Below are 26,281 nucleotides of genomic sequence, written 5' to 3'. Positions count from 1 at the left end.
GCACTAGGTGGTGACTAAAATCAAATGATTATCCCAAGCAACCCTCTGTTGAATCGGGCAGGGCTGAAGGTGGCGATGGGTGCAAGTATTCAGTGTCCCGGTAGCACTCGAAACCAATACCTGCTGATCAGGTGTGAGCACAATGCCATTAGGCTCGGCTATAGGCAGGGCCGATTTAAAACAGCGCCTCGTTAAATCCCAAGTACCTAAAGCTTGACCTAGTAAAGAGGTTGCCAGCAATTCCTGCGTATCAGGATTAATCATCACATCCCCTAAATAACCCTTAAAAGGCGCTAATTGCTCAGGCGTACTGAGCAGCGGCTCTAGTGTTTGACCCAAAGCTTGCCAAGCTACCAAAGCACTAGGCGGATTACGCACCCTATTGCCCTCATACTGCAAAGCCACCCCGACATCACCCTGAGGAGTTACGCTTAAATGGCGGATACTTAATTGAGGCTGAGGCAAGCGATAGTCATCCAACACCTCACCCGTGTAGCTATCCAAATACACCAGCGAGGGTTGCATAGTGTCGATATTCAGTTTGCGTCGCCCAAAATCGGGGTGGGTTTCAATGCCGCCATTAGCAATCACTAAGGTTTTACCATCAGGCATGAGTTTAATATCGTGCGGGTCTAGACCACCACTGCTATATTCCCCCAGCTTTTTGCCCGTTTTAGGGTCACGAATACCAATCACCCCGCTCACCTCGTCATAGGCATTTTCAGTGGTGAACAGCACCTGCTTATCGTTACTAAGGCAACCATGCCCATTAAAATGTCGCCCTGCACTCGCACTAAAAAGCCGTATTTCACCTGTTTCAATATGCACCAAAGCAGATTGCGTACTAGGGCGGCGTCCTGATACCAGCACGCTCTGATCAGGCAAGGGTAAAACAGCATGCCCTTGAAAAGGCAGCGGAAAGAAGTGCTGAGTAAAGCTAGCTAACTCGACTTGAACGAGAGCAAATAGCCCCGAATCTAAAGTGGCGGCACTGTATAAATAGCCTGTTTGGGTGCTAAGAGCGGAAGTACTAGAGGCTGAAATACTCCAACCCCCAAAGCCCGCCCCAATTGCTAGGCTCGTGCCACCTAAGAACTGTAATAACTGGCGTCGTTGCCGATTTATCACTTAGTCACCATCGTTTTCATTAAAACCTAAACTCACACCCAAAGTACTCGCTAAACGCTGCTTGTAATAACGGGTGAGCATTTGAGCTTCATTAAAGAGTGCATCGGCTGCTTTAAAGTCACGCGCTTCTAATTGGGCAAATAAATCACTGGAGGGAAACTCAATGGCTTTAATGCGCTGAAAGAGGCTTTCAAATTCACCCGCTAGTAGTGCTTTATCTTGTTGCTTGAGCCAGTCCAATACCCCACCTGCTACTAGCATCTGTTCGACCCCTAAGAGTGTGGCTTTCGTATTGGCAAGGGTATGACCACTGCGCCACGCTTCAAGCTGATAGGGCTTAACTTGTTCACGCTGAGGATCTAAGCCAGCTTGAAAGGCAGGCTGACCTAGGGCAGGTTGGAGTTTTAATTTCGCATTTTCAGCCGCTTGATAGACCCGATTCATCACGACATTAAAGGCTTCGGGTGCGGTGACAAACTCGGTGCTGCCTTTGCCCACCTCTTTCATGGCATCACTAAAATGCGGTGTCCAAGTGTGCAATAAGGTAGTGCTATGAGTGTGCAGCAAAGTACTGGCGGCGACTAAATACTCACAGCGTTTCGAGTGGGTGAAGCGATTTAATACATCTGCTTCCGACTGGTCGCGCTCAAATAATAAATACTCTAGTGCTGCAAAACCTTGTACCCCCACCCCATTTTTTTTAAGGATTTCGGGGGTAATAGGCTCGGTACTTTTTAATACGGTATTGACTAGGTTCTTTTTAATCGGGCGAAAGTAAAAATTAAAATCAAATTGTTCGTCTAAGGCAGGACCAATAGTAAAAGCATCGGTTTGTTGCCACGTACTTAAGGCTGCTGACCAAGCTGCTTTTACGCTATTAAAATTCGCTAGGTCGGGCTTAGTGCAAAAGGTTTGACTAGCAGTGGCTAGTGTCTGGGTATGAGCTTCAAGCGCTTGATAAGTGGGTACTATCACCTTGTCGGTCATAGCCGTTAATAGTGCACGAATATCCTCGTCACTAACCGCTAATGTGGGTGCGGTTGCAGGTGTACTGACTGCTTCAGTTGCGGTAGGGGGCGTTGCAGGAGTCGCTAAGTCATCGGCTTGCCCAGTACTCGTTAGACTGAGCATCAAAATTAGAGTGCTGAGGGTTGGGGTGAGTTTCATAGCAAATAACGCGCTCATAATGAGTTTAAAAAGGCTAATAGGGCAGCACGCTCGCTAGCATCGAGATTGAGTACCGCTTGCTTGGAGGGTTCAGCTTCGCCACCATGCCAGAGTATGGCTTCCATCAGATTGCGAGCGCGTCCATCATGTAAAAAGCGTGTATGACCATTGACCTTTTCAATCATGCCTATTCCCCATAAAGGCGCGGTACGCCATTCAGCGCCGGTTGCTGCAAAATCAGGACGGTGATCGGCTAGCCCCTCACCCATATCATGCAGCAATAGATCCGTAAAAGGCTGAATCGATTGATGTTCTAACTCGGGAAAATCCGCTTTATTACCCGTGACGTAATGCGGAATATGGCAACTGGCACAAGCACTTTTATTAAAAATCACTTGCCCGGCTTGCACTTGCGGATCAGTGACTTTACGTCGCGCAGGAACCGCGAGTGTGGAGGCATAAAAGGTAACTTGGTTCAAAATCTCATCACTGACTTCGGGTTTGCCACCATCAGGTGCGGCTAAGCAGGCGGTTTGCTTAGCTGTGCAACTTTGCTGAGGAAACAGACTAGAAGTAATGCCAATATCACCCTGAAACGCGCTGGCGGTTTGTTGCTCCACGGTGGGTTGATTGGCTTTCCAGCCAAAGCGCCCTAATTGAGCTTGTTGCGTTCTAATATCCCAAACGCGATTAGGACGACCAGAAATACCATCCCCATTACTATCATCAGGATCAGCAAAGGCTAAAAGTGCCGCTTCGGGAATCGCTTCTAATAAACCCATACCTACCATCACTGGCGCAACACGCATAGAGAGTTGAGTATCAGCGTGCACAGCACCGTCAGTTAAATGAGCAAGGCTCACTTTAGGCTTAAGTAGTTCATAAGGCGTGCCGTCTTTAAATTGCCCCGTAATGGTTTCGTACTCCACCACGGGTTTGCCCTCGGCTTGGATACCTTGAATACTGAGAGGTTGCAATTGGTCACCATAAGTGGGTTCAGGGACTACCCCCAGCGTTTTAACGACTAATTCGTGTTCTGCCGTAGTAGGCGGAATACTAAGCCGGATTAAAGAGGTGAAATGAGTATCCGCTAAAGAGTGCGGCGGTTGCCCGCGTCCGTCTTTGGTGTGGCAGCCTTGGCAGCTATTGCTATTAAACAGTGGTCCCAAACCATCGCGTGCTGTGGTGGAAGAGGGGGCGCTGACCCACGGTTGAGTGAAAAACGCATTACCAATAAAAAATTGGTCACGGCGCAAAATACTCATATTGCTAGCAGGCAGTGAAAACGCATTGACGCTTTTATCAAATGTAGTGGTAGCCCCACCCGATAAACGTAAGTCTGGAGCTTTTGCAGGGGTGGCGGCGTAGAGCTTAGTGCTTACACTCAAGATAACTGATAGGGCAGCTAATAACGAGAATAGTCTCATTATTCCGCCTCCAGAGGTTCTGGATTGAGGTTTTGTATGCCAAGACTACTAGCCGCCCTTTCAATTGCAGCCGTTTGCGTTTTCAAGGCGTCAATAGTGGCTTTGACTTGTGCATTGTGCTCATTTCCTGCCGCAATTTGTTGATCAAATGCAGTACCGGCTTGAGCAGTTTTGACAATAGTGTCAGCATGGTTGAGAGCGGTGGTGAGTTGAGTTTTTAACGCAGTATCCGCTTTAGCATCTTTAGCCGCGACTAATTGAGAAAGGCTTGCGCCCTCTAAAGTTGACCCATCCGCTTTAATATACCGCCCTAAATAGACATTTTCGACCCCTTGGATATTTTGCTTAATATCATCGTGCGTGTTGTCACTAAAGCATGAGTGTTCATCCTCTTGAGAGTGTGCCAGCAGCGCTACATTCATGCGTTGTCCGGCTAGTTCACCCAAACTCAAACTACCCATACCAAATAAGATACGTCGAATACCTTCAGCCTCGTCTAACGCCAAGAAAGCTTTGCGGTAATTGTCGTGATTAGGTTCCCAATCCTTGACCATCGTTTCGAGGTCTTTGACCAATAACTCAGTAACCGTTTTTAAGTAGGCAGCGCGGCGTTCACAGTGACCATTGGTACAGGATTCACCTTGAAGATAATCGGTATAAGAACGCTGCCCTGCTTGTTTGGGATCTTCATTAAGGTCTTGACCCAACAGTAAAAATTCCACCGCATGATAGCCGATGGCTACATTTGCCTCCGAGCCGCCTTTTTCTTGATAAGACTCTAATAGCTCGGCTGTAATGGGTTCAGTGCCGGCAATAATATTAGCTTTAGCAAATTGATTGCCGTCCTCATGTTCATAGGCATCGGTTTTGACGTAATCAATCAACCCTTCATCTAATGGCCACGCATTTACCCGTCCTTCCCACTCGTCCACATTAGGATTACCAAAACGATAGACCTCGGTCTGACTGTAACTATGGCGGGCTTTGAGCCATGCGTCTTTAGCGGCTTGTTGCGTTTCAGCACTAGGCTTTTCGATAAAGGTATCAATGGCGGTTTGTAGGGTTTTGGCGGAATTTAATGAGTCGGTGTAGTTAGCGTAGGCAATATCAGCATAGTGAGTGAGGACTTGCTGTGCGCTGGGGGTGGCTGGGGGCGTGTCGGCGTGCGTGACGAAGGGAGTTGCAAGCGCTAGGGTGCTGGCTACTATAGTGGCTAATAAGGTCTGACGTATCACAAAGAATCTCCCAATAAACAGTCAACACAGGCAAAGTAGTTATAAGGCTATAATGAGAACTATTCTCAAGTTGGAGCAGATAGTAATGATTCTTATTTGAATAAGCAAATAGCTTAGCGAGATAGCCTAAGCGGTACGGGGGGATAAGGAGAGCATTAGGCTATTAGGAGCGATATGGTTGTTTTTAAAGCAGTGCAGGACTAGCAAAAGGTTTGGCAAAGGTAAAGGCGTGTTCCGTAGCTCCATACTGATCTAAATGAGCTAAGCGTTCGGCTGCCTCGGCGAGAGTGGGTTGATGTCCGGCTGGAATCCACCATAGCGCGGCATAGGCGGTGGTCATTTTGGCAAACCATTCACGTCGCCGCCGCATAATGTCCACATGAGCGGATTTAAACGCGAAGGCTTTTAGTCCTTCTATATCGCGCCACACGGACATATTCACAATCACATTATCGGGAAAGGGATGGGCTAATTGCGGGTCACGGCAATCTTCAATTAAACGCCAGATAAATCCATCGGAGTTTTCGGCTAGGGTATTAATCTGATCTAGGTTAGCTACGAAATCCGCTAATTGAGGCGAATCTAGGGGAGCGAGTAGGGTGGCAATATTGAGTTGGGCGAGGTGGTAGGTCATAGTGTAAATCTCTAGTGAATTTAATTTCGATTAAATATCTGTTCTGCCATAGATTGAAATGGCTTTAGTTGACCTTGTGCATTAGGCTCTAAATAGTCATTAATAAAATAGGAAAGAGCTTCCGCATCTTCTAGTAAATAAGATAGTTGTTGGTTAATGCTGGCATAAACAGTATGGCGTTTATTAATTAATAGCTGACACTGTAACCCTAAACAGTCAATGGTCTGTTGAGTGAGTTGTTTATCTTGATCAGTTAATTGTTTAGCAGGTTGAATCATACCTGTTGGCGTGTACTCAAAATGCTTATTACAGTTTTGCTGTGCTGGGGTAATGGCTATCTCGCTATTATCTTTCTTATGTCCACCAAACAAGTCTTTTTTTGCTACACAGTTTTGATTTACTAAGGCACTAGCTACTAGGTTGTTTGCATCAAAACGCAGATGAAAATATTTCGAATTACCTTTAGGCTGAATATGATCAATATGAAAACCATATTCATTTAAGCTAATTTCTGAATAGGCACATAAACCAAACTGCTCTTTCCAAAGATGTGCTCTTAGTTCACTACGCCCATCTTCATCTTTAAAGTTGTCCCAACTTAATTTCTTTTTAAGGGATTTTTCTAGGGATGCTTGTAATTCAGGTGGCACAGGGATTTTTTGAATATAGCGCATGTTTAGCCCCGTGCAGCTAGAATTTTTCTACGACGAATAATAAGGTCAGCATTAAATAAATCGTGGTGTTCTGTACCTAGTTCCTGTTCTAATGCACTACGCTCGGAGCTTTTGTCCTCTGTTAAGTCGCCATTTTCTGCCCAATCTAAGTAAGCATTAATACGCTTGACTAACTCATTTTGAGGGCGACTAGGCACATTCATAATGGTCTCAAGCGTGTCAGCGATAGATTCGCCATAGGAGCGACTCTGTGGGGTAGTTGCAGTACCTATGCCCGTACTGTAGTCCACTTCAATTACACGAATATGTTCGCGTTTGACGGTAGATAAAATAGCAGGACTATGGGTAGTAACAATAAATTGCATGCGAGGAAAGCAGCGCCTTAAATCTTCTAATACATGGTGCTGCCATTTAGGGTGAAGATGTAGGTCTATTTCATCAATAAGCACGATACCTGGGGTATATTCAGGAGCTTGGTCGCGTAAATGTGGGTTTAGGGCGCAGCTATTCATGGCTAATTGTGCGGCGATAGTCAGAATCGATTTTGCTCCATGACTCAGTTGGTTAATATCAATGCGCTCACCAGATTTAGTGACTGCACGAATACCTTTTTCACTAGCAAAATATTTGACAGTTTCAATACCGACTTCCGATGAAAGCATAGTAGCCAGTACTTTGGATATCGCTTTTAAATGGGAGTCTTCTGGTGGTTCTTCTGTAATACCCTGTTCTTGATAGGCTAGGCGTGTTTCTAATCCACTGATAGAGCGTTCTCTAAGCCATGCTTCAAAACTATTAAAAAATTCATCGGTACTAGGCAGTAAACTCTGAAATGCTTGTATCCTACTGAGTTCCTTATACTCATATAATACATTTGAGTCTGTTTTAAGACGGCGATTTGCTGAGAAATAAGCAAATAACGACAGCGTATCGACAGATCCGCTTTTAAGTATAGTTGGATTAAGCTCTGTTTCTATAACAGCCATAAGGATACGGAGTGCTTCTGAGACTCTATTGGATATTGCAATATTTTCAGAAAGTAACTTTATTCTCTCCTCATTACTATCATTACTTAACTCATATATTGAGTTTTTTTTCATTACATGATTGTTATCAGAAATCCGAGATACCCAGTAAAATTTTTCTGGTCTTTCGATATAAGGAATCATTTTATTGATACAGCTTATATTTTTGATAGGGCTAGCAGCCTGATTTTGCTCAGCCATTAGAGAGTATTTAAGCTGTATCTCAAAAAGTGGAATTATTGGAGAGGGGGTTTTTATATCATGTTTTATTGATTTTTTGACGGTGTTTGGTTCTAAAAACAAACATAGGTGGTAGAAAATGGCATCTAAAATACTTGTTTTACCACCCGCATTAGGAGCAACGAAAATAGTAAGTTCTGGATGTAGCTCTACTTTTAATTCACTAAATAAACGAAAGTTAGTCAGCTCTAAGGAAGCGACTGAAATAGGGATAATGGGGCTAGCATCCATGATTTAACCACTAGACTAGGAACAGGAGCTACAGTTTAGCACTTCACTCTCTGTCCTGCACCGAACCAATATTTTACTTCATACTGTCAAATACTTCTGAATCAGCTCCTCATTCAAAGCACTCATATCGTCCTGTGCCACCTGCCGCCCTCGATCCAAAATACAAAAATTATCCCCCACCTTGCGAGCAAACGGTAATTTCTGCTCCACTAATAACACCGTTAGCCCAATCTCCTGATTCAGCTTACGAATAATATCGCCGATTTCCTGCACGATATTCGGCTGAATCCCTTCCGTTGGCTCATCTAAAATCAATAGCTTAGGATCAAGCACTAACGCCCGACCAATTGCCAATTGCTGTTGCTGTCCACCGGATAAATCACCCCCACGCCGTCCCAGCATTTGTTTCAATACCGGAAACAGTTCAAAAATAAACGGTGGAATACTGCGTACCTTATCGCGCCGTGCGGGTAAACCAATCAATAAATTTTCCTCCACCGTCAGCAGCGGGAAAATCTGCCGTCCTTGCGGCACATAACCAATCCCTAAATTGGCGCGTTTTTCCGCATCGACACCTATTAGATTTTGATCTTGATAGTGAATGACACCATCGCGCACCTTGAGCAGTCCCATAATGCACTGCAATAGCGTCGTTTTGCCTACCCCATTACGCCCCATTAGCACCGTGCATTTACCACTTGGAACCTCCATATCTAAGTCCCACAGCGTATGACTTTCACCATAAAATTGATTGAGCTTTTGCACACTGAGCATCGTTATTCCCCCAAATACACTTCAATGACGCGCGGATCATTTTGTACTTCGTCCATCGTGCCTTCAGCTAATACGCTGCCTTGATGTAAAACCGTGACTTTATCCGCTATCGAGCGCACAAATTCCATATCATGCTCCACCACCACCACCGAGCGTTCACCTGCAAGGGATACCAGCAATTCAGCAGTGCGATCCATTTCCTGATGCGTCATGCCCGCGACCGGTTCGTCCACTAGCATCAAGTGCGGTTTTTGCACCAACAGCATCCCAATCTCCAGCCATTGCTTTTGCCCGTGTGATAATGCACCTGCTGGACGATAATAGTGCTCAGTTAGCCCAATAGTACGCAGCGTGTCATCGATTAAAAACTTTTGTTCACCACTTAATTTAGCGCGGAGGCTATACCACACACCTTTATTACCGTGCATAGCCAGTTCTAAATTTTCTGCGACGGTATGCGATTCAAATACAGTTGGCTTTTGAAATTTGCGTCCGATTCCGGCATTGGCAATTTCAGGCTCCGTCATTTTTAATAAATCAATTGTTTGCCCAAACCATGCTTGACCACTATCGGGTTTAGTTTTTCCGGTAATAATATCCATCATGGTGGTTTTACCCGCTCCATTAGGACCGATAATGCAGCGCAATTCTCCGGTATCAATATAAAGGGTTAGGTTATTAATCGCTTTAAAACCATCAAAGCTCACATTTAAATCTTCCAGATATAAAATGGCTTTGTGGGTTGTATCGAGGGTTTGCTCAGTAAAAAAACGAGCGCCTTCACCTTCACTCATGCTGCCACCTTTTTATTAATTGTGTGAGCCTTAATTTGATTCACTAAGCCCGCTAAGCCTTTAGGTAAATATAAGGTCACTAACACGAATAAAGCGCCTAACATAAAAAGCCATGACTCTGGCATCAGCCCCGTGAATACGGTTTTGGAGTAATTCACTAAAATCGCACCTAATACCGCACCATACAGCGTGGCACGTCCACCAATCGCTACCCAAATCACGATTTCAATCGAGTTCAAAGGCGAAAACTCACCCGGATTAATAATCCCCACTTGCGGCACATATAAAGCCCCCGCAATACCAGCGAGCATTGCTGAAACCGTAAAGACCCAAACTTTATAGTTTTCCACTTTATAACCCACAAAGCGGGTACGACTTTCAGCATCTCGAATCGCTACCACCACCCGTCCTAGTTTGGAATTGATAATGTAGCGACAGAGTAAATAGCCGAGCATCACCGCAATACCAGAGGCAATGAATAGCGCGATGCGAGTTCCATCCGCTTGCAGGCTAAAGCCTAAAATATCTTTAAAATCGGTCAGACCATTATTGCCGCCAAAGCCCATTTCATTACGGAAAAAGGCTAGTAAGAGTGCATAGGTAAGCGCTTGAGTCATAATCGAGAGATAAACCCCCGTGACACGCGAACGAAACGCGAGCCAGCCGAATAGAAAGGCTAATAGTCCGGGAATGAGTACCACCATAATCATGGCAAACCAAAACATATCAAAGCCATACCAAAACCACGGCAACTCTTTCCAATTCAAAAACACCATAAAATCCGGTAGTTCTGGATTGCCATATACGCCCCGATCACCAATCTGGCGCATCAGATACATACCCATGGCATAGCCACCCAAGGCAAAAAATGCACCATGCCCTAGGCTTAAAATACCCAAATAGCCCCACACTAAATCCACCGCAATAGCAAGCAGTGCATAGGTAAGGTATTTACCCATTAAAGTGACTAGATAAGTCGGTACATGTAGCGGATTACCCGCAGGGACGATGAGATTTAAAATCGGTACAGCGATGAGTACTGCTAAGAGCACTCCGAGCATGATTTGCCCGCCGCGATCATTGCGTAAGATAGACGTAATCAACATGGCTTAATCTCCCGCAGCACGGCCTTTTTGTGGGAATAATCCACGCGGGCGCTTTTGAATAAATAGAATAATAAAGATCAATACTAGAATTTTAGCCAGCACTGCACCTGCCCAAGGCTCTAATACTTTATTCACCACGCCCAGCGACAAGCCCGCGACTAAAGTACCCCACAGATTACCCACCCCGCCAAATACCACGACCATGAAGGAATCAATAATATAGCTTTGCCCTAAATTCGGACCGACATTGGTGAGCTGACTTAATGCCACTCCTGCCACCCCTGCGATACCAGAGCCTAAACCGAAAGTAAGCGCATCGACTCGTGCGGAGCGTACTCCCATCGCCCGTGCCATAGCGCGATTTTGCGACACAGCGCGCACTTGTAGACCAAGGTTCGTTTTACGTAGCACCATAAATAAAATGGCGAATACTACGAGGCAAAAGATAATGATATACAGGCGGTTATAAGTGAGTGACAGCACACTATTGAGTTCTAATGAACCCGACATCCATGAAGGATTAGCCACCGGAACATTTTGGGGCGAGACGACGGTACGCACTAACTGTTGCAGAATTAAACTAATCCCAAAAGTGGCTAATAAGGTTTCTAGCGGGCGACCGTATAAATGACGAATTACCGTGCGCTCAATTAAAATCCCCATTAAACCCGATACGATAAACGCGGCGGGGATAGCAATCAGCAGCGAATAGTCAATAAAATTAGGCATTAACTGCTGAATAAAGTAAGTGGTATAAGCGCCTAGCATCATCAATTCACCATGCGCCATATTAATCACACCCATTACCCCAAAAGTAATCGCTAAACCAATCGCGGCGAGTACCAATACTGAGCCTAGGCTTAAACCAAAAAATAAAGTTTCGGCGTGCCCATAGAGTTCGATTTGATCATTAATTTTCTTTAAGGAGCTTTTGGCTGCTTCTGCAATATCGGGATCGCTATCAGTAGTTAAGGGTTGCAAGCGTTTACGCACTTCGGGGGCAAGATTGCCGGAGAGTAATTGAATCGCTTGTAAGCGGGCTGATTTCTCGTTGGCATTCACATCGGCTAAATCAATGCCTAATTGCAACGCCGTTTTGACTTTAGTATCGGTTTCGGTACTGAGTAATTGCCGCCAATTTTCAGCAATATCTGGCGTAATGGTGCTCAATAAATTGGTAGCGGCTTGCAAGCGTACTGTAGGATTAGGATCAGTGAGATTGAGCTGCTCTAATGCCTTGCGTACTTGGCTGCGTAAATTATTAGTGGTGGTAATCTTTTTAAATTCGCTACTAGGTAAGCTTAGTACTTGATCGGTTTTAGCATCAAGAGCTTGATTGTTTTTGACGAAGGCGAGAGTGCCATTAGGATGCAGATATAGCTCACCCGCTAAAAGCGCTTGTAGATACTGCGCTCTACGTGGGTCAGTACTAGCGGCAAGGGTAGTAATAGCTTGTTGTTTACTGGCAGTGGTGTTTTCTTGTAATAAGGGCAGGACAGTAGGCAGTACATCATTTTCCTGTGTAGCTTGAGCGTTGGGTAAACACAGCAAGCTAAATAGGAAAAGGGTGAGAAGGTGTTTGATCATAGTGCAGGCTCAGTCTAAAGAGAGGGCATTTCAAACTCATGAAATGCCCTAGAAAAAGGGTGCTTGCGATAAGAACTATAGGTTAGAAGTTTTGACCGGAGCACTTTTTGGTTTCGGTATTATAATTACCGCAAGGTGTGCCACCCGTTTCTTTACCAGTCCAGTCCGCTACGATGTTTTTAGAGTCAGGTAAGAAATCTGACCATGCATCGCCGGGGACTTCTGAGGTTTTGGAAACTACTTCAAATTGACCGTTTTCTTGGATTTCACCAATTAATACGGGCTTGGTTAAATGATGATTTGGCAACATTTTAGCAATACCCCCGGTGAGGTTAGGTACTTCTAAACCAATCATCGCTTCAGCGACTTTATCCGTGTCGGTCGTGCCAGCTTTTTCCAGTGCTTTAATCCACATATTAAAGCCAATCACATGCGCTTCCATCGGGTCATTAGTAACGCGCTTAGGGTTTTTAGTGAACTCTTGCCATTTTTTGATGAACTCTTTATTGGCTTCATTATCAACGCTCATGAAATAGTTCCAAGCCGCTAAATGACCCACTAAAGGCTTGGTATCAATACCAGAGAGTTCTTCTTCACCGACTGAGAATGCTACAACGGGAATATCTTCAGCAGAAATACCTTGATTACCTAGCTCTTTATAGAAAGGCACATTAGCATCACCATTGATGGTAGACACAACAGCGGTTTTCTTGCCGTCAGAGCCAAATTTTTTAATATCCGCCACAATCGATTGCCAATCAGAATGACCAAACGGGGTGTAATTGATCATAATATCTTTTTCGTCTACCCCTTTGGATTTGAGATAGGCTTCTAAGATTTTATTGGTCGTGCGTGGATAAACATAATCCGTGCCCGCTAAAACCCAGCGCTTGACTGCTAATTCATTCATTAAATAGTCAACGGCGGGAATCGCTTGTTGATTTGGTGCAGCGCCCGTGTAGAACACGTTTTTAGATGATTCTTCGCCTTCATATTGTACAGGATAGAATAATAGGCTGTTTTTCTCTTCAAAAACGGGTAATACCGATTTACGTGATACCGAAGTCCAGCAGCCAAACGTCGCTGCGACTTTATCCTTTTCAATTAAATCACGCGCTTTTTCCGCGAATAATGGCCAGTTAGAAGCAGGGTCAACCACAACCGCTTCTAATTTTTTACCTAATACCCCACCTTTTTTATTTTGCTCATCAATTAACATGAGCATGGTGTCTTTGAGGGTAGTTTCGCTGATCGCCATTGTGCCAGAGAGTGAGTGCAAGACCCCAACTTTAATGGTGTCATCGGCGGCTTGGGCTAGAGTAGTAAAGCCAATAGCGGCAGCAGTACCTAATGCTAACAGCGTCTGTTTTAGCTTTGTTGTCAAAAGCATATCTAAAAGCTCCATTATTAAGGTCGGGATGTTGGAGGTTCCCCATGTTTGAACCTATGAATGGATCTAGCAAAGGCTGTGCCAAGTGATTTTCATGCACTAAATACGGTGGGTTTTTAGGGTTAATGGATTAATGGTGCACGTTTGCCAAGTGCTATGCTGCAATGCACTAAAATATGGCGTTAGTTTTGGTGCTTGATAGCTTAATGATGGTGCGAGCTGAAAAGTAAGGGTAGACTCACAAAACTACTTGGCTATTACCCCAAATAGGTATATTTTCTCTAGCCATTAAAACAAAAGCGTTGGAGCTGCCTAAGCTCACCACGCGCTAAGCTACAAACCGCATCACACTTTAGTGTTTTTTACTAATTATTTTCTAAGGTGTACCAAAGGAGGAGTTATGAGTCAGAAAGTTGTATTTGTTACCGGAGGCATGGGCGGCATTGGGACTGCTATTTGTCAACGCATGCACAAAGATGGGTACAAAGTTATCGCTGGGTGTGGTCCTACCCGTGATCATCAAAAATGGATTGATGAACAAGCCGCAGAAGGCTATACCTTTTATGCAGCCGTAGGTGATGTTAGCGAGTGGGATTCAACGGTTTCCGCCTTTGAAAAAGCCAAAGCCGAGCATGGCGTGATTGATATTCTGATCAATAATGCCGGTATTACCAAAGATCGTATGTTCCTGAAAATGACCCGCGCAGAATGGGATGCTGTTATTAGTACTAACCTCACCAGCCTGTTTAATGTCACCAAGCAAGTCGTTGCTGATATGGTAGACAAAGGCTGGGGACGCATTATCAATATTTCCAGCGTCAATGGTGCTAAAGGGCAAGCCGGTCAAACCAACTATTCTGCGGCTAAAGCAGGTATGCACGGTTTTACCATGGCTTTAGCGCAGGAGTTGGCGAATAAAGGTGTGACGGTTAATACGGTGAGTCCGGGCTATATCGGTACTGATATGGTAAGGGCGATTAAACCAGAAGTATTGGATAAGATTGTTGCTACTATTCCGGTCAAACGTTTAGGGACAGCCGAAGAAATTGCTTCTATGTGTTCTTGGGTAGCCTCCGATGAGTCTGGTTTTGCTACCGGCGCTGACTTCTCCGTGAATGGCGGTTTACATATGGGTTAATACCCGTACTTCTTAAGAGTACTTAGATTCACTGAGTACTCTTAGTTAGGCTAGTTAGTGTATGAGTGCTAATCAAGCCAAACGCAAATGCCATTGATGATCTAAACTGCTCACTTCCGCATTAAAGCGCTCACATTCTTCCCATTTCAATGCGCTATAAATCCTTTGAAAATCAGCACCCAAGTACTCACGGATAAACGTCGAGTGTTCAAAAGCATCGAGAGTATCGTACCAATTTAACGGCAATACTCGTGTATCACTATAGGCATTACCTGTGGCGGGTTTATCCGCATCGATTTTATGTTTAATCCCATAATGCATACCCGCCAATACCGCCGCAGCCGCTAAATAGGGATTGGCATCCGCACCACTAGCACGATGTTCGACATGGCGATTTGCAGCATTATTACTTGGGACTCTAAAGGTCACAGTGCGATTATTAATGCCCCAAGTGGCGGCAGTCGGGGCGTAGCTATTGGCTTTAAAGCGTCGGTACGAATTCGCATGCGGGGCGAAGATTGCCATCGCATCCTTAATGGTGGCTGCCATGCCGCCAATGCTGTGGAGGAGTATTTGATTTGTTTCTGTTTCACCTGCACTGAATAAATTTATGCCCTCACTATTCGTAAAACTGACGTGAATATGCATCCCACTACCAGAGCGTTCAGTAAAGGGTTTTGCCATGAAGCACGCAATCATACCGTGCTGCTCAGCGACACCTTTAATGAGGCGCTTAAATTGAATGGCTTCATCCACCGCTTGCACGGCATCGGTGCGATGTACGAGGGTAATTTCAAATTGTGCAGGCGCATATTCTGAAATAGCCGTTTCAGCAGGTAGCCCTTGAATCGCACTGTATTTATAAACATCAGCGAAAAAGCCGCGCATATCCTCTAAATCACCCACCCCATAGACTTGAGTTTGCTCTAAATTAAAGCCATTAGGGGTAGTAGCAGTTACAACTTTACCTTGTTGCCATGCTGCTTTATCGAGTAAATAAAACTCTAATTCACACGCTAGGACGGGATTAGAACCATCAGCCTTTAAACGCTCCACCACTTCGACCAAACACAAGCGTGGATCTGCGGCGGCGGCAGGCATACCCGCTTCTTTATCCATACTGACTAATACCTGTGCTGTATTCGGTAGCCAAGGACACATTTTCAGCGTGTTAGGAATAGGACGTGCAATACAATCTTGATCGGCTACCTCCCAGACTAGGCCTGTGCTGTCCACATCTTCACCCAATACATTTAAAGACAAAATCGAGCTAGGCAAGGGACGACCCATTTTATACAGCGCATACAGCTCGCGCGGGCGCAAAAATTTACCGCGAGCAATACCGTTAATATCGGTCAAAATCAGGGCGATTTGGCTAAGTTGCGGGTGAGTAGTGAGAAATTGATTGACTTCAGCAGCGGGGTTAGTCGGTGGCGTCATGTGTGATCCTAAAGTTTTAAGAGCCTAAGCTGCATTATGGTTAGGCTCTTAAACCTGTCAATGGTTTGCCACCGATTAGCACTGAGTTAGCGCTCTAACGCTGCCCATACTAGATGAGGTGAGCGCCCTTGAAGCCTAACTAACTTAATCCACATTAAGGTCATATGCTCCAAATGCAGTGCTTGATTTAAGCCACCTACATCTAGGGCTTGCCAACCTAATTGCTCAATCAGTTGCCCTATAGTTTCTTTAGCCACTTTATCATTGCCGCAGTACAGCATAGCGGGTTTTAAAGCACTATCAGGAAAACGATTATCTTGAAAGTTTTCAAAGCCATAAATAGTAAATGCTTTAACCAGTGCAGTGTCTGGAATCAATGCTTGTAAATATTCCGAACCGGACTGGGTGCTATTTAAGCCATGTGTTAAACCTGCACCGACCGGATTAGTACAATCCACTACGATCTTACCCTTGAGTACAGTTTGTAGCGTTTGTAAGGTTTCACCCGCTACATTAAAAGGGGTAGCGAGAAAGACGACTTGTGCGTCACTGATGGCTGACACAGGTTCAGCGACTTGTAGAGCTGGATTTAAAGCGCGTGCTTTTTGTACCGATTCGGAGTGAGCATCCTTAGCGGCTAAGGTGACTTGATGCCCTAAGCGTTGTAAGTGATCCGCGAGTGGTGCTCCCACATTACCATAACCAATAAAGGCCATTTTCATGAGTAGACTCCTACTTAGCTAATTGTTGCATCACTAAACGCGCTACACTGCGTCCACTGTGCTGTTGCTGTCCGGTAATTAAATGACCATCATTAACGGCAAAATCGGCCCACATGCCGCCTTGTACATAATTCGCGCCCCGTTCTTTCATCGCAGGCTCGACATACCAATCAAATAATTTAGCACCGACAGCTTGCTCAGCGAATTGATCTTCAGCGAGTGAAAAACCCGTTACTTTTTTGCCTTTAAGCAAGTACTCACCGCTCGATAATTTAATATCGACTAGCGAGGCTACACCATGACATAAAGCAGCCGTTGGTTTGCTAGACTCATAAAAAGTACGAATTAAATCCTGTAAGGTTTTATCATCACGGAAGGTGTACATAGGCGCTTGCCCACCCGCTACGATGAGTGCATCGTATTGATCAGCTTTAACACTAGCCAGTGCAGGCGTATTTTTTAATAAAGCAGCATGTTTAGGTGAAGTCAAAAAGCCCAAGCTTACAATATCAGCCGCTGAATAACCGCTTTCATGGCGTGGATCGGAGTAGGCATCTAACTCTAAATCGCCGCCCTTAGTGCTCACTATATCTACCTGATAACCTGCATGGGTCAACTCATCATAAGGATGAGTAATCTCTGCCGCCCATACGCCTACGGGCCAACCATTCGAGGCTTTAGCAGGGCTAGACGCCACTAATAACACTTTACCCTTGGGAGCAGGTGCACTCTCAGCACTAACAGCAGTACTGAATAGGGTTTGACTTGCTAGCGTTAAAGCAGCCAGCGTGGTTAGAAAAGTACGGCGTTGCATAACGGTATCCTGTGTTAGTTATCAATAAGTGCAGTATTGCAGTTGCTCTTTATTCGATAAATAATCAGTTTTAAGACTAATTGTTTACTGAAGTAGCAACAATGGAACTCAACGAACTCGCTCTTTTTGTCAAAGTGGTGCAACTAGGTAGCTTTACTCAAGCGGCTGAAGCATTAGGCTTACAAAAAGCATATGTCTCGCGTGTCATTACCCAACTAGAAACCAAGCTTGCCGTGCGTTTATTAGAGCGAACCACGCGCTCGTTGTCCCTCACTGAAATTGGGCGCGAGGTGTATGAAAGAGCTATCGGTATTTTGGGTGCAGTAGAAGAGACTAAACAGCTTACCCAACAATTGACCAGTGAGCCGCGTGGAGTATTACGTTTAACCTGCGGCATAGAGTTTGGTCTATTAGCAGTCAGTGCGTGGATGCAGGGCTATTTAAAGCGTTATCCGGCGGTCAGTATTGAAGCCGATTGGACAGGACGTGTGGTGGATTTAGTGCATGAAGGTTTTGATATTGCCATTCGTATTGGACCCTTACCCGATTCTAGTTTAGTAGCACGGCGTTTGGGATGGATTCACTATGGTTTATTTGTTAGTCGCGATTATTTAGCCCAGCAACCTATACCCATAACGTTAGCAACGCTGGAGCAGTATCCGCGCCTAGTGTTTAGTGGGGGGCGTATTCATGAGCAATGGGAGCTAGTCAAAGGTAATGAGCGGCTAGTAGTGAACAATCCTGCACGATTAGCGGTGAATAATTATTTTGCTTTGCGTGAGGCGACTTTAAATGGCTTGGGGATTGCGCTTTTGCCTTTATTAATGGCTAAGCCCTATGTCGAACAAGGGCAGTTGCTTGCGCTATTACCCGAATGGACTGCCGAACCTATGCCCGTGCATGCACTCTATGCCAGTAATCGTTATCTCACCCCTAAGGTAAGAGCGTTTATTGATTATGCACTAGAGCAGTTTCCTCGCTAAACCTCGTCGTGAATCTCACACCTTTTATCGAAACTTACCGATGTAAGGTAGGAAAGGAACTATCTTTGAAGGTGTTTTGTTAAGTTTTTTTGGGCTAATAGACACTAAATAGGGTTTAGTTATGAGTTATCTTACCAGTAGCGCCATTCCTCTGTTATCGGGTCGTTTGGGTATGCCCTTGTATTTGAGTACAGGGTCACGAGTTAATAATCCAACGCCTTTTATAGCGCCACCTTTCAATCCCCAAGCAAGCGCTGAGCTATTAGCCGCTCAGTATAGTTCAGCGATTCAACAACCTAATTATGCAGCGCCTACTCGCCCCGTACTCCTGCCCGTGCGTACCAATGGCTTACAGCCTAGTGTATTTCCGGTGTTTGGTTATACCGCTTTGCCTAGCAGGGGAGCGAGTCCAGTAGGAGCTAGTAAATTAAGAGTAGCGAATGAATTAGCGCCCGCCCTACAAAAAATTCAAACTAATCCCTATGGCAGTACGATTCTGAATCAAATATTGAGTAACCCGCGTTTAAATTCGCTAACTATTCAAACTCATCCCCAACCCTCGGCACTACGTCAGCAATCAGGCATTACGCCGACGGCTTCTACCTCAGTGAGTTTTAATAGTCTGGGGGGCGTCGATGCTACCATTACGATGGATGCGAATATGCTAGTCAAAATCATGACCAAAGACGGAGGGTCTTTAGTGGTGGACGCGGACAATGTGCTATTTCATGAGTTGGCGCATGTGCAATTAGAGCTAAATAATGAGGCGATTCGCACTACTAAGGATACGTGGTCGCGCAGTGCTGAGTTGGTAGCGACCGAGTATGAAAGTAATTACGGCGGCTATGATCGTGATTATTACCGTCCGGGGACTTATACCTTTTGGGGTTAACACGGGCAGTTTTTCTGTTAATCTAGTCCTTATTTTATTGCCCAGATCATTATTCAGATAATACTCATGACTAGAACAGCCCCGATTTTAATCAAGACCGCTAGTACGGATAAACCAACTCCAGCCCAGAAAAAGTTTAATACCACCATGAAGCGCATTGATAAGCAAAAGCAGCTTTTAATGCAGTGGCAGGAGATCTTACCGCGTTGTCGCCAAGACTTAGAGGCAGCCATGCAACCGCTGCGTGAGGCGTTTAGCGTGCAGCAAGAGCAGCTCATTCAACGCTTAGATGAAGCTTATAAAACCCAAAAATTGACCAAAATTCAAAAAGAAAAAATCAGTTATATTATTACCCGTGTCAGTGAGCAACTGATCGAGCTTTATGAGCGCGATGATTTAAAGCCTTATTATAATTTTTATGCTAATAGCGATTATGATCAGGAAGAACAAGAGGCTAAAGCCGAATACTACGCTCATGTGAAAGCCGCGCTTAAAGAAGATTTAGGGCTAGAAATTGATCCTGAAAATATCGACCCTGAAACGGTTGCCGAAATCCAAGAGCGTATGCATAACAAACGAGAAGAAGCCCTAGCCGCTGAAGAAGCCAAACGCGCTAAACGTAAAAAAACTGCTAAACAACTCGCTAAAGAAGAGCGCGAACAGCAAGAAGCTCAAGCGCTGAGTAAGTCTATTCAAACCATTTACCGCCAATTAGTGACGGCACTGCATCCCGACCGTGAACCCGATGAAACCGAGCGACTGCGTAAAACCGAACTGATGCAGCAAGTCACGGTTGCCTATGAAAATAAGGATTTATTAAAACTATTAGAGCTACAGCTTGCGACGGAACAGATTGATCAGGCACATATTAATAGTTTGAATGAGGAGCGCCTGAAGTATTTTAATAAGATTTTGCAGGATCAACTCGATGAGGTCGAGCAAGAGCTATTTGCCTATCAACAAGAGGCGGCTCAATTGACACAATCCAATATGCTATTTGGTCTACTGCCTAAGGATTTGCCGCATTTGATCAGTCGAGAGGTGGAGAGCTTTAAAAAGCAAGTGGCTCAGCTCCAGCTTGATGTGGAGGCGATGCAGGAATTACGCTCCTTAAAAGCATGGCTCAATGAATATAAAATTCCTCGCCCTATGCAGTATATTGAGATTGATTTTTAAACAAGGCTTGGCGCTAAGTGTATAAGCACTATAGGGTTAACTCACTCTTTCCTCTCTAAAATCAGTATTTTGACTACACTCGTAGAGACGAGTGTTAAAGGAGTCAAAAAATGTACAAGGCAGTTTTGAGTGTTTTAAGTGTTGGTTTATTGTGCTTGGGTATGGGCAGTGCTCAAGCTTATTTATATGAAGATAATCCCGATCCGTGTGAAGACTATGCCCTCAAAGGGGTGAGTCAATACGCTATTGCTAAGCAGCTTAGATGTCCGGTATCGGGCTTGCGCTGGAATCATAATCAACAAGGTCAAGCCCAATGGTGTAAAACTGCTCGCCCCGAAATAGTACTAGGCGAAACTCAAGCACGCGCCGAAACTTTATTACGCTGTTTGGGCAATCCAGCCCCATTAAATCCCAATGATCTCACTAAAGTCTCGAATCAATTAGGCGAGGAAATGATTCAGGCGGTGGCGCGGGATAATATTAGTCGGGTGATGCAGTTGGTGGCGTCGGGGTGGTCGATGGAGTTTGAGGGTAATGCGGGCAATGATGGGCGTATTGCGTATGTGGCGATTGTGGCGGGGGCGGAGCAAAGTGCACGGTTTTTTATTGATAAGCTTAAGATGAATCCCAATGGTGCAAGTAATGGGGGGGCGTCGGGCTTATATTATTTAATTCAGCGCCCGACGGTGAATTATCGGTTGTTGGAGTATTTATTACAGCATCGTGCTGACCCGAATAGTATGGGTGAAGGTGTGGGGGAGCTGCCGCTGCATGCTGCGGTGGAGCGGCGTGATCTGCGAGCTGCGCAGTTATTATTAAAATATGGGGCGAATGCGAATGCTGATCATGCGGGGTGTTTGGGTGATTCGCCTTTGAGTCGGGCGTTGCAATTGGGGGATATGGCGATGGTGCGCTTGTTAAAGCAACACGGGGCGAGTGAGCAAGCAGGGTGTCAGTAGTTGAGAGTGGGGTGTCGGTGGGTGCTTTGGCTCATCGACTGGTGTGATCGATTCCATTATTCAAGCGCCATTTAGCTTTAAATCAAGCCCTTACCCTCAATCCAGAATCACAAAGCGCCCTCAACTCACTCATGCGCAAAGAGATCGTATTGAAAACCGCGCAGGGCTATGAATTAGCCATCCCCTTATTCGCTCAGTGGATTATCAATAACCAAAATTAGCTTATTACTCGTGTAATGAGGCAGGAATGTAGGGGCTGACCTACGTGTCAAACCTCTAGGTGATAGGTCAGATAATAGCTAAGCTCTAATGCTATACTGCAAACAATCCCTCTTAAGCGGAGCATAGTGTTATGCAAAAAGTAGCTTCATTACGCTACGGCGTGATTTTTAAAAAAGCGTTTTCTGATCCGGTAATCTTCACCGCGTTTGTGAAAGCAGTATTAGGCATTGAGCTTAAAATCGATCACGTTGAAACTGAAAAGTCGTTCGATACGCAAATTGGACCCATTAAGACTAGCTTTGACCTATTTGCTGAAGACAAGGAGCAACGCATTATCGTTGATATTCAGCATGTACGTTACCCTGATCATTATCATCGTTTCTTAAATTACCACTGCGTTGCTTTACTTGAACAAATAGTAAATGCCCGTGATTACCGTCCTCCTTTACAAGTGTTTACCATTGTCGTACTGACCAGTGGTGATAAGCATGGTGTGGATGTGGCTACTATTGAGTTTGACCCCAAGGATTTACGAGGCAGACCCTTAAAAGAAATTCCACATAAAATCATGTTTTTATGTCCCAAATACGTTAACGAAAATACTCCCGCTGCTTATCGTGAATGGATGCGTTTGATTGACGATAGTCTGGATGAAGAAATTGAAGCCTCTCAATACCCTGATCCCTATTTGCAACAAGTGCTGGAGAAAATTCGAGCTGAATCCGTGTCTCCTTCTGACCGAGCGCGTATGTTTGATGAGTATGGAGAGGAGCAAGTCCAGCGGGAAAAGTATCAAGAGGGTAGAAAGGCTGCGACTACTGAGATTATTACCACCATGTATCGCAACGGGCAAAGTCCTGAATTAATAGCCCAAATGATTAGTCTTAGCCTACGGGATGTTATGGAAGTATTAGGTCAATCCGATTCGCCAACTGATCAAACATAAGCCAGTAGTGCCGAATTAATGCAATTAAACACCAAGCCAGTGATTAATGGCTTGTATGCTTATCGTTTAAAATAAACCACTTATCTAAACCTACTGTTGCCTTAGAGCTGAACGACTACCTTTTAAGAAGTTGTATAGGTTTATTTTAATTTCAGCTCAGCGTCATTAAGGGTTAACATGGACAAAATCGTATCGGTTGCCGCAGACAACCGTTTAGAGGCTGCGAATATTAAAGGCATTAGTATTGAAGGTGTTAAAAATAATCAAAATGTTCAACTCAATTTGTATTTTGTGCCTGCCGATGTGGACGTACAAAATGCTGCCGAGTTATTAGCCTCTCAATACACCTCAACCATCCAAGCCCCTAGACCAGAGACGCAAGCGCTCCCAACTTTTAACCTGCCTAGCCTCAGCAGCACTCTATCCTTCCCTGCTAGTACTCCACCTAGTAACACGGCTACTTTCAATGCTCCTAGCCCAACTAACCCACTGAATTTCAATAAACTAAGGGTAGCTAATGAGTTACAACCCGCCTTGCAAGCGATTGCTAATAATAGTTATGGCAATGGGGTCTTGAATCAGATTCTGAACCATCCCGCTTTATATTCCCTAACGATTCAAACCCATCCGCAGTCGTCGGCGGAGCGCGAGCGTTTAGGCGCAACACCGAGTGCCGAGACTGATTTAACCTTTTATGACAATGGGCAGATTAGTGCGGTGATTACGATGGATGCGGACATGCTGGCTCAGGTCATGACAACTGCGGGGCAAGGGCTGACGGTGGATGCGGATAATATTTTATTTCACGAGCTATCGCATGTATTACTAGAACTAAATCAAGAGGTTAATCGTAGTAATCGTGATACTTGGCAGCGCGATGCTGAAGTGATTGCTTCTAATTATGAAAGTAATTACGGCGGCTATCAGCGCGATTATTTCCGCGAAGGTAGCTACGCGTTTTGGGCGTAGTCCTAGGGATTGTTGAGCCTTCCAACGCTCCCGCTCCACAGGGCGTAGCCGACAATGGACGAATACGCCTTCCTGTTTTTATCTTTGAAATGAAATAAGGACTAAGCCGCAGGTTCCTGCTGCGTCGCACAGTGAATACTGCCCCCACCTGCCGCGATTCCATCCACATTCAATTGCTCAATCTTACGATCAGGGAAAGCTTTTTGTACCGCCGCACGAGCTGCTTGATCCGCAGCTTTATCACCAAACTCCTGCATAATCACCGCACCATTGCACACATAAAAACCAATATAACCACTCGCAAACTCATCATTTAAATACTTGGTGCGTATATCGGTAGGCGCTTCGAGTTTAATAATTTGCAGTTTTTTGCCCTGAGCATCGGTGGCAGACTTTAATAGCTCCAAATGGCGCAAAGTCACCTCATGATCATACGATTGTGGGTCAGGATCATAGCCTGCTAGCACCACCCCCGGACGCGCAAAGCGAGCATAAAAATCAGTATGTCCATCGGTAATATCCTTACCCTTAATCCCCGGCAACCAAATGATTTTATCTAAGCCCAATAGTGGCATAAGCAAATCTTCAAACTGAGCCTTAGACACATTAGGGTTGCGATTGTTATTGAGAACACAGCTTTCGGTAATAATCGCCGTACCGTGTCCATCCACTTCAATACACCCACCTTCCATAACGAGTGAGGTATTGAGCACTTTCACGCCCGCTGTTTTTGCTACTAAATTAGCTACTTTGGCATCGAGTGCAAATTCCTGCTTTTCACCCCAGCCATTAAAATTAAAATTCACAGCGGCTTTATTACCTTGATCATCCACTACAAAGGTAGGCCCTGTATCACGAATCCACAAATCATTGAGCGTACTGGTTACTAAGGTAACATTATTATGGACTAGACCTTCAGCCATAGCGCGTTCGGAGTCGCGTACTAGCATAGAAACAGGCTCATATTTGGCAATCGTATTAGCAATTAAAGCGAGACTGCGGCGCGTTTCAGGTAATAGCTTTTTACCCCAAATCGCTGCACTCGCACCAAAGGCCATCCAAGTACGAGTATGTTTTTCACCTTCATCCGGCATACGCCATGCAGTGTCAGTATTGGCTAGTAAACGTTGCATACCTAAAAGTCCTCCGGCTGACAGTAATAGGCTAGTAGTGAGAAAACGACGACGGTTGAGCATGGTGAGTAAGTCCTTAAAGGCTGAAAAATCAATTCGCTAAGGGTTGTTGCTGGGTGACACAGTGTACCATACCACCATTAGCAAATAGGTTGCGTACATCAATACCTACCACATTACGAGTAGGATAAAGTTTTTGTAAAATACTTCTGGCAACGCTGTCATTAGCATCTGCGTATTGTGGTACGAGCACGACGGTATTACCCACGTAATAATTCACATAAGAACCTTTAAAACCTAAGTTTTTGCCATAGGTCGTCACTACATTTTTAGCAGTGAGAGGTAGCAATACTTTGTTATATTTCACGCCATCCACATTAGTCGCATTGGCTAGACGGGTAATATCAGTACTGGAAATACCCCAGTACGTTAAATCGGTCGCTTTCATCGTAACCAGAGTATCCGGTGTACCAAAACGCGCAAAACCATCAATATGGGTATCGGTAATATCCTCAGTACCTCCGGGTGCTCCATCCAACCAAATAAACTTTTTCACCCCTAACTGGGCACTGAGCGTTTTTTCTAGTGCAGCTTGAGTCAGATTAGGATTACGTTTAGGTTCTAAAATCGAGCTTTTAGTCGCTAAAAACGTACCTTTACCATCAATCTCAAACGCACCGCCTTCTAAGATCACAGAATTCAAATCAACGCGCGGTAAGCTCAATTGAGTAGCAACACTGCTAGGGACGGTATTGTCTAGGGTATATTTAGTATCACCGCCCCAACCATTAAAGCCCCAATCAGCAATTTGCAAACGTTGCTGATCATTAAGAGTAAAAATCGGACCATTATCACGTACCCACACATCATCGGTAGGTTTAATCAAGAAAATCACTCGTCCTAAGGGTACGCCTGCTAAAGAGAGCAGATTTTGAATCCGAGTTTTTTCGGTCGCGTTATACGCCACAATGCGCACTAGTTCACTGGTAGCGAGTGCCTTAGTCATAGCGACCCATGTAGCATCCAAGCGACTCCGATAAGTCGCGCCATAGGTATAATGATGTGGCCATTGGAGCCAAGTACTTTCATGCAGTGCGGTTTCATCCGGCATATAACTAGCAGCGTGTGTCAGGTTCATAGCATTTAAACTAATGGTGGCTACTAAGGTGGTAGCTAATAAACGAATCAATGATTGAGGTTTTAGGTTTAGCATTTTGGTCGCTCCAAATCGTGTTGATAGGGACTAGCTTAAAACCCGAACCTGATATTGAGCTGACATCCAAAACAAAGTTTATGTGCTAATTCGACATCACTTAGACAATCGAAGTGATGTGTTACGGGAGAGGTCTTGGCGGCAAGGACGCCGCATTGAAGCGTACAGGGAAGTATTCACAGCGACCTCGGAAGTAATACATTACTGCGGTTATGGCATTATCTGTACTTTAAAAAGGGTGGATTTTTTATAAGTGTGCTCT

The 26,281-nt window shown here is 44.9% G+C and carries 24 protein-coding genes; 7 read left to right on the top strand and 17 right to left on the bottom strand.

Translation table 11 applies throughout. The features are described 5' to 3' along the window. Positions 1–3: 3 nt before the first annotated feature. From IPL34_RS16285 to urtA, 12 genes are all read right to left on the bottom strand, one after another. Positions 4–1,128 carry a DUF1513 domain-containing protein gene (locus IPL34_RS16285; RefSeq protein WP_296842526.1) on the bottom strand — a complete coding sequence of 375 codons (1,125 nt, stop codon included), beginning with the start codon at positions 1,126–1,128 and terminating at the stop codon, positions 4–6. Then, positions 1,129–2,295 (bottom strand): imelysin family protein, encoded by a 1,167-nt coding sequence (locus IPL34_RS16280; RefSeq protein ID WP_296842525.1) that lies wholly within the window; start codon positions 2,293–2,295, stop codon positions 1,129–1,131. 14 nt (positions 2,296–2,309) lie between these two features. Beyond that, positions 2,310–3,722, bottom strand: coding sequence for a di-heme oxidoredictase family protein (locus IPL34_RS16275; protein ID WP_296842523.1), 1,413 nt, complete (start codon positions 3,720–3,722; stop codon positions 2,310–2,312). Continuing rightward, a complete protein-coding gene (locus IPL34_RS16270) occupies positions 3,722–4,957 on the bottom strand; it encodes an imelysin family protein (protein WP_296842521.1) in 1,236 nt (411 codons plus the stop codon). The genes IPL34_RS16275 and IPL34_RS16270 overlap by 1 nt, the downstream gene beginning before the upstream one ends. Positions 4,958–5,141: 184 nt before the next feature. Further along, positions 5,142–5,591 carry a DUF3291 domain-containing protein gene (locus tag IPL34_RS16265; RefSeq protein ID WP_296842520.1) on the bottom strand — a complete coding sequence of 150 codons (450 nt, stop codon included), beginning with the start codon at positions 5,589–5,591 and terminating at the stop codon, positions 5,142–5,144. Positions 5,592–5,611: 20 nt separating this feature from the next. Further along, positions 5,612–6,265, bottom strand: coding sequence for a retron system putative HNH endonuclease (locus IPL34_RS16260; RefSeq protein WP_296842519.1), 654 nt, complete (start codon positions 6,263–6,265; stop codon positions 5,612–5,614). Positions 6,266–6,267: 2 nt separating this feature from the next. Next, positions 6,268–7,761 (bottom strand): AAA family ATPase, encoded by a 1,494-nt coding sequence (locus IPL34_RS16255; protein ID WP_296842517.1) that lies wholly within the window; start codon positions 7,759–7,761, stop codon positions 6,268–6,270. Positions 7,762–7,839: 78 nt separating this feature from the next. Beyond that, entirely contained in the window at positions 7,840–8,535 is a 696-nt protein-coding gene (gene urtE / locus IPL34_RS16250) for an urea ABC transporter ATP-binding subunit UrtE (RefSeq protein WP_296842516.1), read from the bottom strand. 2 nt (positions 8,536–8,537) lie between these two features. Beyond that, positions 8,538–9,329 carry an urea ABC transporter ATP-binding protein UrtD gene (gene urtD / locus IPL34_RS16245; RefSeq protein ID WP_296842515.1) on the bottom strand — a complete coding sequence of 264 codons (792 nt, stop codon included), beginning with the start codon at positions 9,327–9,329 and terminating at the stop codon, positions 8,538–8,540. Then, entirely contained in the window at positions 9,326–10,435 is a 1,110-nt protein-coding gene (urtC, locus tag IPL34_RS16240; protein WP_296842513.1) for an urea ABC transporter permease subunit UrtC, read from the bottom strand. The genes urtD and urtC overlap by 4 nt, the downstream gene beginning before the upstream one ends. 3 nt (positions 10,436–10,438) lie before the next feature. After that, positions 10,439–12,022: an urea ABC transporter permease subunit UrtB gene (urtB, locus tag IPL34_RS16235; protein ID WP_296842512.1), complete on the bottom strand. Its 1,584-nt coding sequence runs from the start codon at positions 12,020–12,022 to the stop codon at positions 10,439–10,441. An 82-nt stretch (positions 12,023–12,104) separates the two neighbouring features. Further along, on the bottom strand, positions 12,105–13,412 hold the full coding sequence (urtA, locus tag IPL34_RS16230) for an urea ABC transporter substrate-binding protein (RefSeq protein WP_296842511.1): 1,308 nt from the start codon (positions 13,410–13,412) through the stop codon (positions 12,105–12,107). A 400-nt stretch (positions 13,413–13,812) separates the two neighbouring features. Between urtA and phbB the strand changes: the two genes are divergently transcribed. Continuing rightward, positions 13,813–14,550: an acetoacetyl-CoA reductase gene (phbB, locus tag IPL34_RS16225; RefSeq protein WP_296842510.1), complete on the top strand. Its 738-nt coding sequence runs from the start codon at positions 13,813–13,815 to the stop codon at positions 14,548–14,550. 72 nt (positions 14,551–14,622) lie between these two features. Here the strand turns inward: phbB and IPL34_RS16220 are convergent, their stop codons facing one another. The 3 genes from IPL34_RS16220 to IPL34_RS16210 all read right to left on the bottom strand — a co-directional run bounded on the left by IPL34_RS16220 (position 14,623) and on the right by IPL34_RS16210 (position 17,526). Continuing rightward, on the bottom strand, positions 14,623–15,990 hold the full coding sequence (locus IPL34_RS16220) for a glutamine synthetase family protein (RefSeq protein ID WP_296842509.1): 1,368 nt from the start codon (positions 15,988–15,990) through the stop codon (positions 14,623–14,625). Between the two features lie 86 nt (positions 15,991–16,076). Then, a complete protein-coding gene (locus tag IPL34_RS16215; protein WP_296842507.1) occupies positions 16,077–16,712 on the bottom strand; it encodes an NADPH-dependent F420 reductase in 636 nt (211 codons plus the stop codon). A gap of 10 nt (positions 16,713–16,722) precedes the next feature. Beyond that, positions 16,723–17,526: a type 1 glutamine amidotransferase domain-containing protein gene (locus IPL34_RS16210; RefSeq protein WP_296842505.1), complete on the bottom strand. Its 804-nt coding sequence runs from the start codon at positions 17,524–17,526 to the stop codon at positions 16,723–16,725. A gap of 101 nt (positions 17,527–17,627) precedes the next feature. Between IPL34_RS16210 and IPL34_RS16205 the strand changes: the two genes are divergently transcribed. The 6 genes from IPL34_RS16205 (at position 17,628) to IPL34_RS16180 (ending at position 23,673) form a co-directional block, all read left to right on the top strand. Next, a complete protein-coding gene (locus IPL34_RS16205) occupies positions 17,628–18,509 on the top strand; it encodes a LysR family transcriptional regulator (RefSeq protein ID WP_296842504.1) in 882 nt (293 codons plus the stop codon). A gap of 121 nt (positions 18,510–18,630) precedes the next feature. Next, positions 18,631–19,401: a M91 family zinc metallopeptidase gene (locus IPL34_RS16200; protein WP_296842503.1), complete on the top strand. Its 771-nt coding sequence runs from the start codon at positions 18,631–18,633 to the stop codon at positions 19,399–19,401. Between the two features lie 66 nt (positions 19,402–19,467). Continuing rightward, positions 19,468–20,577, top strand: coding sequence for a hypothetical protein (locus IPL34_RS16195; protein ID WP_296842501.1), 1,110 nt, complete (start codon positions 19,468–19,470; stop codon positions 20,575–20,577). 110 nt (positions 20,578–20,687) lie between these two features. Continuing rightward, positions 20,688–21,536 carry an ankyrin repeat domain-containing protein gene (locus IPL34_RS16190; protein WP_296842499.1) on the top strand — a complete coding sequence of 283 codons (849 nt, stop codon included), beginning with the start codon at positions 20,688–20,690 and terminating at the stop codon, positions 21,534–21,536. Positions 21,537–21,888: 352 nt separating this feature from the next. Further along, a complete protein-coding gene (locus IPL34_RS16185) occupies positions 21,889–22,704 on the top strand; it encodes a hypothetical protein (protein WP_296842498.1) in 816 nt (271 codons plus the stop codon). A gap of 177 nt (positions 22,705–22,881) precedes the next feature. After that, positions 22,882–23,673, top strand: coding sequence for a hypothetical protein (locus IPL34_RS16180; protein ID WP_296842497.1), 792 nt, complete (start codon positions 22,882–22,884; stop codon positions 23,671–23,673). Between the two features lie 101 nt (positions 23,674–23,774). Here the strand turns inward: IPL34_RS16180 and IPL34_RS16175 are convergent, their stop codons facing one another. Both IPL34_RS16175 and IPL34_RS16170 read right to left on the bottom strand, forming a co-directional pair. Then, on the bottom strand, positions 23,775–24,869 hold the full coding sequence (locus tag IPL34_RS16175; protein WP_296842496.1) for an agmatine/peptidylarginine deiminase: 1,095 nt from the start codon (positions 24,867–24,869) through the stop codon (positions 23,775–23,777). A gap of 28 nt (positions 24,870–24,897) precedes the next feature. Further along, positions 24,898–26,019 carry an agmatine/peptidylarginine deiminase gene (locus tag IPL34_RS16170; protein WP_296842494.1) on the bottom strand — a complete coding sequence of 374 codons (1,122 nt, stop codon included), beginning with the start codon at positions 26,017–26,019 and terminating at the stop codon, positions 24,898–24,900. Between the last annotated feature and the right edge of the window lie 262 nt (positions 26,020–26,281).

It is taken from the genome of Thiofilum sp. (genome assembly GCF_016711335.1).
GTDB lineage: Bacteria > Pseudomonadota > Gammaproteobacteria > Thiotrichales > Thiotrichaceae > Thiofilum.
The sequence above is the reverse complement of the archived record's forward strand: the minus strand, read 5'-3'. Positions and strand labels throughout refer to the sequence as shown.